The sequence below is a fragment of the Ottowia sp. genome, assembly GCF_047601385.1.
In the GTDB taxonomy this organism is placed as follows: domain Bacteria; phylum Pseudomonadota; class Gammaproteobacteria; order Burkholderiales; family Burkholderiaceae_C; genus Ottowia.
On sequence record NZ_JASGJP010000001.1, the window covers coordinates 2,651,335 to 2,663,389 of the forward strand.

Annotated in this window: 11 protein-coding genes; 9 read left to right on the forward strand and 2 right to left on the reverse strand. The window is 67.7% G+C overall.

All coding sequences use genetic code 11. The features are described from left to right. The first annotated feature begins 35 nt into the window (after positions 1–35). A complete protein-coding gene (locus QM772_RS12960; protein WP_415137101.1) occupies positions 36–932 on the forward strand; it encodes a LysR family transcriptional regulator in 897 nt (298 codons plus the stop codon). Positions 933–1,083: 151 nt separating this feature from the next. Here the strand turns inward: QM772_RS12960 and QM772_RS12965 are convergent, their stop codons facing one another. Then, positions 1,084–2,049, reverse strand: coding sequence for an NAD-dependent epimerase/dehydratase family protein (locus QM772_RS12965; protein WP_415137103.1), 966 nt, complete (start codon positions 2,047–2,049; stop codon positions 1,084–1,086). A 101-nt stretch (positions 2,050–2,150) separates the two neighbouring features. On the opposite strand from QM772_RS12965, the gene QM772_RS12970 reads away from it, so the two are divergent. Continuing rightward, a complete protein-coding gene (locus QM772_RS12970) occupies positions 2,151–3,035 on the forward strand; it encodes a LysR family transcriptional regulator (RefSeq protein ID WP_415137105.1) in 885 nt (294 codons plus the stop codon). A gap of 60 nt (positions 3,036–3,095) precedes the next feature. Here QM772_RS12970 and QM772_RS12975 read toward each other — a convergent pair whose 3' ends face one another. Continuing rightward, entirely contained in the window at positions 3,096–4,019 is a 924-nt protein-coding gene (locus QM772_RS12975) for a LysR family transcriptional regulator (protein ID WP_415137107.1), read from the reverse strand. 106 nt (positions 4,020–4,125) lie between these two features. Here QM772_RS12975 and QM772_RS12980 point away from each other — a divergent pair, with 106 nt between their 5' ends. The 7 genes from QM772_RS12980 (at position 4,126) to QM772_RS13010 (ending at position 12,053) form a co-directional block, all read left to right on the forward strand. Continuing rightward, a complete protein-coding gene (locus QM772_RS12980; RefSeq protein ID WP_415137108.1) occupies positions 4,126–5,085 on the forward strand; it encodes a prephenate dehydrogenase in 960 nt (319 codons plus the stop codon). Continuing rightward, the gene (locus tag QM772_RS12985; RefSeq protein ID WP_415137110.1) at positions 5,024–6,127 is read left to right on the forward strand and encodes a Bug family tripartite tricarboxylate transporter substrate binding protein; all 1,104 of its coding nucleotides are present in this window, start codon (positions 5,024–5,026) and stop codon (positions 6,125–6,127) included. The genes QM772_RS12980 and QM772_RS12985 overlap by 62 nt, the downstream gene beginning before the upstream one ends. A 45-nt stretch (positions 6,128–6,172) precedes the next feature. After that, on the forward strand, positions 6,173–7,258 hold the full coding sequence (gene hppD / locus QM772_RS12990) for a 4-hydroxyphenylpyruvate dioxygenase (protein WP_415137112.1): 1,086 nt from the start codon (positions 6,173–6,175) through the stop codon (positions 7,256–7,258). 5 nt (positions 7,259–7,263) lie between these two features. Beyond that, positions 7,264–7,803, forward strand: a complete 540-nt coding sequence (locus QM772_RS12995; protein WP_415137114.1) for a VOC family protein — start codon at positions 7,264–7,266, stop codon at positions 7,801–7,803. After that, complete coding sequence (fahA, locus tag QM772_RS13000) at positions 7,800–9,083, forward strand: fumarylacetoacetase (RefSeq protein ID WP_415137116.1); 1,284 nt, start codon at positions 7,800–7,802, stop codon at positions 9,081–9,083. Before QM772_RS12995 ends, fahA begins: the two co-directional genes overlap by 4 nt. Positions 9,084–9,160: 77 nt before the next feature. Next, entirely contained in the window at positions 9,161–9,943 is a 783-nt protein-coding gene (locus QM772_RS13005; RefSeq protein ID WP_415137118.1) for a 3-hydroxybutyrate dehydrogenase, read from the forward strand. Between the two features lie 13 nt (positions 9,944–9,956). Then, positions 9,957–12,053, forward strand: coding sequence for an acyl CoA:acetate/3-ketoacid CoA transferase (locus tag QM772_RS13010; RefSeq protein ID WP_415137120.1), 2,097 nt, complete (start codon positions 9,957–9,959; stop codon positions 12,051–12,053). The last annotated feature ends 2 nt before the right edge of the window (positions 12,054–12,055 follow it).

Below are 12,055 nucleotides of genomic sequence, written 5' to 3' on the forward strand. Positions count from 1 at the left end.
AATTATTGGCACGAGAAGGTGAAAATAAATCACCAATGAACAAGCCGACACTGGCTGACCTGCGCGCCTTCACGGCCGTCGCCGAGCACCGCAGCTTCCGGCGCGCCGCCGACCTGCTGGGCATGACCCGCTCCTCGCTGAGCCATGCCATTCGCGGGCTGGAGGACGGCCTGGGCACTCGCCTGCTGCACCGGACGACGCGCAGCGTCTCTCTCACGCAGGCGGGCGAGCGCCTTCTGGGGCGCATCGACCCGTTACTGCATGACCTCGACGCGGCGCTGCAGGACGTGGCGGGCGCACACGGCCAGCTTCAAGGCCAACTGCGCATCAACGCCAACGAGGCCGCGATCCGGTTGCTGCTGCACACGGTGGTGCCGGCGTTCCTGGCGCGCCACCCCGGCGTCGAGCTGGATCTGGTGGCCGAGGGACGCCTGGTGGACATCGTGGAACAAGGCTTCGACGCGGGCATCCGGCTGGGCGAAGCCGTGCCCAAGGACATGGTGGCCGTGCGCCTCGGCCCCGACGTGCGTTTCCTGGCGGTGGCCTCCCCGGACTATCTGGCGGCGCATCCCGCACCGACAGTGCCCGATGCGTTAGGCCGGCATCGGTGCATCCGGCAGCGCCTGCCCAGCGGCAAGCGCTACCGATGGGAGTTCGGCAAGCACGGGCAGTCGCTGGAGATTGACGTACCCGGAGCGCTGACACTGGACAACAGCCAGTTGATGGTCGAGGCGGCCCTGGGCGGCATGGGCATCGCCTACGTGCCTGAGCCGTGTGCCCGAGCCGCGCTGGACGATGGACGCCTGGTGGCCGTGCTGGAAGACTGGTGCCCGCGCATCCCGGGGTTGTGCCTTTACTTTCCCCGCAACCGCCATGCGCCTGCGAGCCTGCAGGCCTTCGTCGATGCGATTCGGGAGGAATCCGAAAAGTAAAGGCGTCGGCCAGCCGCCCCAGCATTCGGGCACGATCTGCCAGATCGCCTCGAAGGTGGAAGCGGGATCGACCATGAAGACGGTGTCCACGGTGTTGCGCCGTCTGTCGGCAAGCCTGACGCTTTGAGTCCAGGGTTTCAGGCGGCCTGCCTCACGCGCGGCGCGCATCGAGGCAGCCGAGTGCGGCGAGCGTGGTGCCGATGGCGCTGCCGAGCGGGGTGCGCGGCTCCTCGCCCAGCAGCGCGACGAGGCGGGCGTTGTCGAGCCGGACCGGATGGCGCCAGTAAGGCGCCACCTCGGCCGCCTCGCGCGCAAAGCCCCCGAACGGTGCCGCCAGGCGCATCAGCCACCAGGGAAAACCGTACACGCGAAGCGGGCGGCCAGACGCCCGGCGCAGCGCCTCCACCATCTGCCGGCCGTCCTCGTCGTACAGGCCTTCGAATTGCAGCACCTCGAAAGGGGCCAGCCGCTCCGGCGCATCGACGAGCCGCGCGAAGGCCTCCGCCAGATCGGGCAGGTAAGCCCAACTGTGCCCGCCGCCGCGCGCGGGATTGACGATGCGGCGCAGCGGCCTTCCCGGCGCCACCATCGCCTGCGCGAACCAACTGCTGCGCGCGCCCGGTCCGAAAAAATCGCCTGCCCGCAGGATCAGCGTGGGCACATCGGGCGCCGCATGCGCCAACCGCTCTTCCAGCGCGACGCGGATCATGCCCTTGCGGCTCCTGGGCCGCTGGACGGCCTCTGCATCGATGACCGGCGTCGCCGCCGGGTCGAAGTTGTAGATCGTGCCCGGCAGCACGATGCGGGCCCCGGCCGACCTGGCGGCGGCAATCGTGTTGTCGGCCATCGGCAGGACGAGTTGGTCCCAATGGGCGTAGTTCGGCGGGTTCACGGCATGGACGATGACCGAGGCATCCTGCGCCGCCTGCACAACGTCGCCGCGCCGCATGGCGTCCCCTTCGAGCCATTCGACCCCTGCCGTGCCCGCATGGCGGGCGGCAGCGGTGTTGCGTGCCATGCCGCGCACCCGCCAGCCGTGGCGCAGCAGCGCCGCGCAGATGCTGGCGCCGATGCCGCCCGTTGCGCCGAGCACCAGCGCCGTCTTGTCCGGTTCCATCGCTGTCTTTCCTCATCTCCATGGTTGCGACAGCGAGAGGATGGCGCGCCAATGGGTGAAAATAAATTCCAATCCAGCCAACAGCATCTGTAGGGAAATCAATGAGCCCACCTGTCTCATGGGACGACCAGCGCATCTTCCTGGCGGTGCTCGAAACCGGCAGCCTCTCCGCGGCGGCGCGCAAGCTCGGGGTGACGCACCCCACGGTGCGCGCGCGCATAGAGGCGCTGGAGCGGGCCCTTGGCGCGGTGCTGTTCACCCGCTCCGTCCATGGCCTGGCGCCCACCGAGACCGCGCAAGCGTTGCGGGAAACGGCCCGCACCATGGCCATGGCGTCCGACATGTTCGTGCGCGTGGCCTCCGGCGGGATGCACGAGATCAGCGGCACGGTGCGGCTGAGCGTGCCCGAGATCATGGGGGTGGAGGTCGTGCCGCCCATCCTGGCGGCCTTGCACGGCAAGCATCCGGCCCTGAGCGTCGAGCTGTCCCTGAGCAATGCCCAGGCCGACATCCTGGCGCATGAAGTCGACCTCGCCGTGCGCACCGTCACACCCCGCCAGGAGGCGCTGGTCGCACGCAAGGTGGCCAGCATCCCGCTGGGCTTTTTTGCATCGGCGGACTATGTCGCCCGCCGGGGTTCGCCCCAGACACTGGCGGATCTGGACGCCCACGCCCTGATCGGGCCGGACCGCAGCCGTTCTGATCTGGCCGCGATGGAGACGCTGGGCCTGTCGCTGGCCGCGAGCCGCTTCGCGCTGCGCACCGACAGCCACGTCGCCCAGTTGGCCGCAGCTCGGGCCGGACTGGGCATTGCCGTGTGCCAGGTGCCGCTCGGCGAGCGGGACCCGCGGCTGGTCCGGCAGATTCCGGAGCTGACGCCGTTCGCGGTCGAGACCTGGATCGTCACCCACGAGAACCTGGCTCGCGTGCCGCGGGTGCGTGCCGTGTTCGATGCGCTGGTGGAGGGGTTCGCTGGCCTGTGTTAGCCAGCTGAACCGTCTGTCAGAGCGCCAAGAGGTACAGAACGCGGCGTTGGCGCCACTGCCTTATCGTCCACCAGCCTGGGACGCCAGCGTGGCCTTGAAGGTCGCGGCCGTGTCTTCCATGAAGTGCTCGGCCAGCGTGCCAACCGGCCGGTGCAGCGGCGAAGCCACGAAAACGGGGATGCGCAGGGGGGGTGTGACGGGCAGGATGTCGATGCCCTCGTTGGCGGCACTGGCCGCTGTCAGCTCATCGACGAAGGCAACGCCTACCCCGGCCTCTGCGAGCGAACAGGCGGTCCGCGCGAACCGGACGCTGGCGACCGGTTCGATCGGTGGGTGGACCTTGGAGAAGGCCTGTTCCAGCAGTTGTCCTTGCGTCGTGTGCGTGTCGAAGGTGATGAAGGGCAGCTTGCGAACGTCGTGTGCGGAAACACTGGCCTTCGATGCCAGGCCGTATTCCTTCGATCCCACGCAGACCATGCGCAGCTGCCCGATCCTCTTGATCCGCAGCAAGGGGTGATCGATCACCGCTGGATCGATCGCCGCCGCACCGACTCCGACGTCGGCATGCCCCATCACCAGCGCGTCAACCAATGCCAGGGAGGGAAGTATCTCCAGCTCGAAGCGCGCCGAAGGCATGCGGCGCAGCAGATTCGAGATGACGCGCGGCACGACATGCAGACCCACGCTCGGGCTGCACACGACTCTGAGGGTCGTGTGCGAGCCGTCGCCCAGCGAACGCGCGAAGGTCTGCACGTCTTGCACGCCCTTGTACACGAGCTGTATGCGCTCGAAAAGCTCGCGGGCCTCCCCGGTGGGCAGCAAGCGCCCCTTGAGGCGCTGAAACAGCCGGATGTTGAGCTGCTTTTCCAGGTGCTTCACAGCCCGGCTGATCCCGGGTTGCGTGACGTTGAGCATGCGCGCGGCGTCAGAAATCCCGCCGCTCAGCATCACGGCGCGAAAGATCTCGATCTGGCGCAGATTCATCAATGGCCATCCATCCCATAACATGCAGGCATTTATCGCGACTATATCGGCAATGGACGGAACGTCCTGGCACCCCGAGAATCTGATCCTGGAGACACTGCCCACCATGACAACCACCAGCCACGCGGCCCTTTTCGACGACCCCGCCTCTCATGGCGCAGCAAGCCGTGTCGCCATCGTCGGCTACGGCCTGATCGGCGGCTCCATCGCCCTGGCGGTGCACGCAAGAGGGCCGGCGGCCCAGGTCCGCGTATGGGACCCCCAAGAGGCGGCAAGAACCGTGGCCGCAGGACAACTCGGCGGCGCCTGCGTCGCGCACTCGCTGCAGGCGGCTGTCGAGGACGCCGATCTGGTGCTCATTACCGTCCCCACCGCCGCATTCGCCTCTGTTCTGCGCGAGGTGATCGCACATGCAAAGCCGACGGCCGTGCTGTCGGACGTCGCCAGTGTGAAGGGCGCCATCGTCGAGATCGTCCGCGACCTTCCGGGTGCGCAACGCGCTCGCTTCGTTCCCGCGCATCCGATTGCCGGCTCCGAGCAGTCGGGCGCCCAGCATGCCAATGGGCAGCTCTTCACAGGGCAGCAGGTGATCCTCACGCCGATCGAGGGCACCGCTGCCGGGCACGTGGACGGCATGCGGCGGTTCTGGCAGGGCATCGGGTCACGCGTCTCGATGATGTCGCCCGAGGCGCACGACGAGGTTTTCAGCGCCGTCAGCCACCTGCCGCATCTGATCGCATTCGCGTACCTCGGCGCCCTGGCCGGGTCGGATGCCGGCCATGACTACGCCGGCATGGCCGGCCCCGGATTCCGCGACTTCACGCGGATTGCCGGCGCCAACCCTTCGCTGTGGGCAGACATCTGCGTTTCCAACCGCCGGGCGCTTCTGGGCGACCTTCACCACTTCAAGAACCATCTGGAGCTGCTGTGCGACGCGCTCTCCCAGGGCGATCGCGCGGGGCTGTCCGCAAGCTTCGGCGCTGCCAAGGAACTGCGGCTGGCCTATGAACGGCACACCCATCTTCAGGCGGCCCGAGAAAGGAGCAGTGACCTGCCAGCAGAGTGAATTTCAACAGCATTCCGTCAACCCGCTCGTCAATACAAAAGGAGACATTCCCGTGAAAACAATCAATCTTGGCAGACGCATCATCGCCCTGGCGCTGCTCGCGGCCTCTTCGGCTTTTGCCCAGACCTATCCGGCACGCCCCATCCAACTGGTCGTTCCCTACCCCGCAGGCGGCCCTCTGGACGTTGCGGCACGGGCGCTCGCCAACGGCGTGCGGTCCACGCTGGGAACCGTCGTCGTCGACAACAAGGCCGGCGCTGGCGGAAACATCGGTGCCGCCGCCGTTGCGAGGGCGCCGGCGGACGGCTACACCCTCCTCTTGGGCGCGGTGGCAACGCACGCCATCAACCCGTCGCTGTACGCCAAGATGCCCTACGACGCCGTCAAGGACTTCGCGCCGATCACGTTGATCGCCAATGTCCCGAACGTGCTGGTTCTCAATGAGCGCTTCGCAGCGGAAAACAAAATCGCCACGATCGGGGATTTGATCAACTATGCGAAGCACAATCCCGGGAAACTTGCCTACGGATCCGGCGGAAATGGCAGCGCGGGCCACTTGGCGGGCGAGATGCTCAAGGAGCGCACCGGCATTGTCGCGGTCCATGTCCCCTATCGGGGCGCGAGCCCGGCGCAACTCGGCCTTTTGAGTGGCGAGATTCAGTACATGTTCGACAACCTCGCCTCGGCTGCGCCGCGCATCAAAGAGGGCAAGCTCAAGGCATTGGCGATCACGACGCGTGACAAGGCCGCCGCTTTCCCGGAACTTCAGACAGTCTCCGCATCCGGGATATCCGAACTGAAAGACTTCGAGGTCAGCACCTGGTTCGGCCTGTTCGCCCCGGCCGCTACGCCGAAGCCCATCCTGGACAAACTCCACCAGGACTTTGCCGCCACCATCAACTCGCCGGCATTTGCCAAGGTGATGGACCAACTCGCGGCATCGCCTACTTCCACCACTCCCGAGGACTTCGCAAAGATCATTGCCCGCGACCGGGTGAAGTACGAAGCGGTGATCAAGCGCGCAAACGTGAAGGTGGACTGATCCACCTTCGACCCATTGACTGCAACTCTTGCATGGAATGACCTCATGACCGACCTTGTCGACAACCCCATGGGCCTGTGCGGCTTCGAATTCGTCGAATTCGCCTCGCCCGCACCCGGCGTGCTGGAGCCGCTGTTCGAGAAAATGGGCTTTACCCTGGTGGCCCGCCACCGTTCCAAGAACGTGCTGCTGTACCGCCAGGGCGGCATCAACTTCATCGTCAACAACGAGCCGGGCCAGGCGGCCTACTTCGCCGCCGAGCACGGCCCGGCGGCCTGTGGCCTGGCCTTCCGCGTGAAGGACGCCCACACCGCCTACAAGCGCGCGCTCGAACTGGGCGCGCAGCCCGTCGAGATTCCCACCGGCCCGATGGAGCTGCGCCTGCCGGCCATCAGGGGCATCGGCGGCGCGCCGCTGTACCTGATCGACCGCTACGAGGACGGCAAGTCCATCTACGACATCGACTTCGAATTCCTGCCCGGCGTGGACCGCCATCCCAAGGGCCACGGCTTCCAGGTGGTGGACCACCTGACGCACAACGTCTACCGCGGCCGCATGGGCTACTGGGCCGGGTTCTACGAGAAGCTGTTCAACTTCCGCGAGATCCGCTACTTCGACATCACCGGCGAATACACCGGCCTGACCTCCAAGGCCATGACGGCGCCCGACGGGCTGATCCGCATTCCGCTCAATGAGGAAGCCAAGCAGGGCGGCGGCCAGATCGAGGAATTCCTGATGCAGTTCAACGGCGAGGGCATCCAGCACATCGCCCTGCTGACCGACGACCTGCTCGACTCCATCGACCAGTTGCAGATGGCCGGCATCCCGCTGCTGACGGCGCCCAACGACATCTATTACGACAACCTGGAGAAGCGCCTGCCCGGGCATGGCCAGCCGGTGGGCGAACTGCAGGCGCGCGGCATCCTGCTCGACGGCACGACCGAAGGCGGCCAGCCGCGCCTGCTGCTGCAGATCTTCTCGCAGCCGCTGCTGGGGCCGGTGTTCTTCGAGTTCATCCAGCGCAAGGGCAACTACCGCGAGGGCTTTGGCGAGGGCAACTTCAAGGCCCTGTTCGAATCACTGGAGCGCGACCAGATCAACCGCGGCGTGCTCGACACCGAGAAGGCCTGACGACCATGAAAATCGACCGCATCCACCACGTCGCGTACCGTTGCCGGGACGCCAAGGAAACGGTGCTTTGGTACAACCAAATGCTGAAGATGGACTTCGTGCTGGCCATCGCCGAGGACCAGGTGCCCTCGACCAAGGCGCCCGATCCGTACATGCACGTCTTCCTCGACGCCGGCAACGGCAACGTGCTGGCCTTCTTCGAGCTGCCCACGCAGCCCCCCATGGGGCGCGACCCCAACACGCCCGAATGGGTGCAGCACATCGCCTTCCGCGTCAAGGACCGGGCCGAACTGCTCGAATTCAAGGCGCACCTCGAAGGCCGGGGCATCGACGTGCTGGGCGTGACCGACCACGGCGCCTTCCACTCCATCTACTTCTTCGACCCCAACGGCCACCGCGTCGAACTGGCCTGCCCCGATCCCGAGGAAGAGGCCATGATCCGGCGGCTCGATGCCGTGAAGTGGGACATGCTGGAAGACTGGTCCAAAACCAAGCGCGCGCCCAGGCACGCCGACTTCCTGCACGCCCGGGAGTTCAAGCAATGAACACGACGCTGGATGACACCCACAACCCCGCGCTGCGCAGCTGGGTCGAATCGGCCAACGCCGACGGCAGCGATTTCCCGATCCAGAACCTGCCCTTCGGGCGGTTCCGCCAGCCCGGCGAGACCGCCTGGCGCATCGGCGTCGCCATCGGCGACCAGGTGCTCGACCTGCGCGCCGCCGGCCTGATCGCCCACGGCGACATGAACCGCCTGATGCAGGCCACGCCGCCCGAACGCCGCGCGCTGCGCCAGGCCATCTCGGCCGGCCTGCGCGAAGGCAGCGCGCAGCGCGCCGCATTCGAGCCCGCGCTGCTGGCGCAAGCCGCCGTGGAACTGGGCCTGCCCTGCGAGGTGGGCGACTACACCGACTTCTACGTCGGCATCCACCACGCCACCGAAGTAGGCCGCCAGTTCCGCCCCGACAACCCGCTGCTGCCCAACTACAAATGGGTGCCCATCGGCTACCACGGGCGCAGCTCCACGCTGCTGCCCAGCGGCGCGGCCTTCCACCGGCCCATGGGCCAGGTCAAGGCCGCCGATGCCGCCCAGCCCGTGCTGGCGCCGTGCGCGCGGCTGGACATCGAGCTGGAACTGGGCCTGTTCATCGGCCAGCCCAACCCGCAGGGCCAGCCCGTGCCCATGGCAGAGGCCGAGCAGCACCTGTTCGGCGTCACCCTGTTCAACGACTGGAGCGCGCGCGACCTGCAAGCCTGGGAATACCAGCCGCTGGGCCCGTTCCTGGCGAAAAACTTCGCCAGCACCGTCTCGCCATGGATGGTGACCATGGAAGCGCTGGAGCCCTTCCGCCAGCCCTTCACGCGTCCGGCGGGCGACCCCGATCCGCTGCCATACCTCGATTCGCCGGGCAACCGCGCGCGCGGCGCCATCGACGTGCGCATGGAAGTAGTGCTGCAAACCGCGCGCATGGCCCGCGAAGGCCATGCCGGCGACGTCATCGCGCATTCCAACTTCGCCGAGGCGGCCTACTGGACGGCGGCGCAGCTCGTGGCGCACCACACCGTCAACGGCTGCGCGCTGCGCGCGGGCGACCTGCTCGGCTCGGGCACGCTGTCGGGCGCGACCAAGGATCAATGCGGCTCGCTGCTGGAGCTGACCACGGGCGGCAAGCACCCGGTCACGCTCTCCAACGGCGAACAGCGCGGTTTCCTGGAGGACGGCGACAGCGTCATCCTGCGCGGCTGGTGCGAGGGCGAGGGCGCGCGCCGCATCGGCTTCGGCGAATGCCGGGGGACGGTGCTGCCGGTATTTGACGGCGCGTAGTGCCGCAGTGCGTGAGGTTCCGGCGCCAGGTCGCAGCCTGACGCCGGCATTCGATCTTGAGGCAAAAGGAGACAACCATGATTCAAGGCAAGGTCGCCATCGTGACTGGCTCGACCAGCGGCATCGGGCTGGCGGTGGCCCGTCAGCTCGCCGGCGCCGGCGCCGGCGTGGTGCTCAACGGCTTCGGCGACGCCGCCCAGATCGAGCAGCTGCGCGCCGCGCTGTCGGCCGAGTTCGACGTGCCCGTGCGCTACAGCGGTGCCGACATGAGCCAGCCCGGGCAGATCACCGAAATGGTGGCCGAGACCGAGCGTGCGTTCGGTGCGGTGGACATCCTGGTCAACAACGCCGGCATCCAGCACGTGGCCGCGGTGGACGAATTCCCGATGGCCAAGTGGGAGCAGATCCTGGCGATCAACCTGTCGTCCAATTTCTACGCGATCCGCGCCGCGCTGCCCGGCATGAAGGCGCGCGGCTGGGGCCGCATCGTCAACATCGCCTCGGCGCACGGGCTGGTGGCCTCGCCCTTCAAGTCGGCCTACGTGGCGGCCAAGCACGGCGTGCTGGGGCTGACCAAGACTGTCGCGCTGGAGGTGGCCGAGACGCCGATCACCTGCAACGCCATCTGCCCCGGCTACGTGAAGACGCCGCTGGTCGACGGCCAGATCCGCGACCAGGCCAAGGCCCACGACATGAGCGAGGAGCGCGTGGTGCGCGAAGTGATCCTGGCCTCGCAGCCCAACAAGCGCTTCGTCGAGACGCAGGCCATCGGCGACATCGTGCTGTTCCTGTGTTCGCCGGCCGCCGAGGCCATCACCGGCATCGCGCTGCCGGTGGAAGGCGGCTGGACGGCGCGCTGAGGGAGCAGTTGCCATGGCCCACCCGCTACGCTCGGCGCGCGACGCCGTCGCCAGTCTGTCCGAAGGCGACCGCAGCAAGGTCGTCCCCGCCGCCGACGCGGTGCGCCTGATCCGGCCTGGCGACACCGTGGCCACCGGCGGCTTCGTCGGCATCGGCTTCCCAGAGGCGGTGGCCGCCGCGCTGGAGGCGCTGTACCTCGACCCCGAGGTGCCTGCCGCCGACAAGCCCGGCGCGCTGACCCTTCTGTATGCGGCCGGGCAGGGCGACGGCAAGCAGCAGGGCCTGAACCACTTTGGCCATGCCGGCCTGGTCAGGCGCGCCATCGGCGGCCACTGGGGCCTGGTGCCCAAGCTGCAAAAGCTCGCGCTGGACAACCAGATCGAGGCCTACAACCTGCCCCAGGGTGTGATCGCGCACCTGTTCCGCGACATCGCGGCCGGCAAGCCCGGGCACCTGAGCCGCATCGGCCTGGGCACCTTCGTCGACCCGCGCCACGGCGGCGGCAAGCTCAACGCGCGCACCACCGATGACCTGGTGTCGCTGATGCAGGTGCGCGGCGAGGAATTCCTGTTCTACCCCACGATGCCCATCCATGTGGCCATCGTGCGCGGCACCACGGCCGACCCGGACGGCAACATCACCATGGAGCGCGAAGCGCTGACACTGGAGATGCTGTCCATCGCCATGGCCGCGCGCAACAGCGGTGGCCTGGTGATCGTGCAGGTGGAGCGGCTGGCCGCGCGCGGCACGCTCAACCCGCGGCAGGTCAAGATCCCCGGCATCCTGGTCGACTGCGTGGTGCTGGCCCCGCCCGAGCTGCACCAGCAAACCTTTGCCACCGGCTACAGCCCGGCCTACGCCGGCGAGCTGCGTGTGCCCGACGACAGCGCCCGGCCGATGCCGCTGGACGTGCGCAAGGTGATCGCGCGCCGCGCCGCCATGGAGTTGCGAGGCGGCAGCGTGGTCAACCTGGGCATCGGCATGCCCGAGGGCGTGGCGGCGGTGGCCGCCGAAGAGAAGATCGCGGACCTGTTCACGCTCACAGCCGAGCCGGGCGTGATTGGTGGCATCCCGGCCGGCGGGCTGGACTTCGGCGCGGCGCTGAACCCTCAGGCCATCATCGACCAGCCCTACCAGTTCGACTTCTACGATGGCGGCGGGCTGGACGTGGCGGTGCTCGGCCTGGCGCAGGTCGATGCCGAGGGCAACGTCAACGTGTCGAAGTTTGGGCCGCGGCTGGCCGGCGCGGGCGGCTTCATCAACATCAGCCAGAGCGCCAAGAAGGTGATCTACACCGGCACCTTTCTCACCGGCGCCTGCGAGGTCGACGTCACTCCCGAGGGGCTGCGCATCCGGCGTGAAGCGCGCGGCCCCAAGTTCGTGGCCGAGGTGGAGCACCGCACTTTCTCGGGCAGACACGCCGCCGCGCAGGGCAAGGAGGTTCTGTACGTCACCGAGCGCTGCGTGCTCGAATTGCGCGAGGACGGCCTGGTTCTGACCGAGATCGCGCCCGGCATCGACCTGGAGCGCGACGTGCTGGCGCACATGGCGTTCCGCCCGCTGATCGAAGGCCCGGACGGCCCGCGCCTGATGGATGCGCGCATCTTCCAGGACGAGCCGATGGGGCTGCGCCGGCGCCTGACCGGGCTGCCCTTCGACGCCCGCTTCGCCCACGACGCCGCGAGGAACGTGCTGTACCTGAACTTCGAGCACTTCGAGGTCAAGACGGCACAGACCATCGAGGCCATCGGCGCCAAGGTCGCGGCCATCTGCGAGCCCATCGTGCGGCGCGGCCAGCGCGTGCAGGCGGTCGTCAACTACGAAGCCTTCGTGCTCGACCGCGACCTGGAGGACAGCTACGCCGAGATGGTGCGCAACTGCGTCGAGCGCTACTACAGCGGCGTGACGCGCTTCACCACCAGCGCCTTCATGCGCGCCAAGCTGGGCGAGGCGCTGTCGCGCCGCAGGCTTGCGCCCTACATCTTCGAGAGCGAACAGGAAGCCATCGAGAACCTGGCAGGGATGCAGACTACGAGCGCCGACGTTCCTGGAACACCTCGTCGCCCCACCGAGCCGGCACCGCCTCGTGTCGAACGCCAACTGCGCTAGTC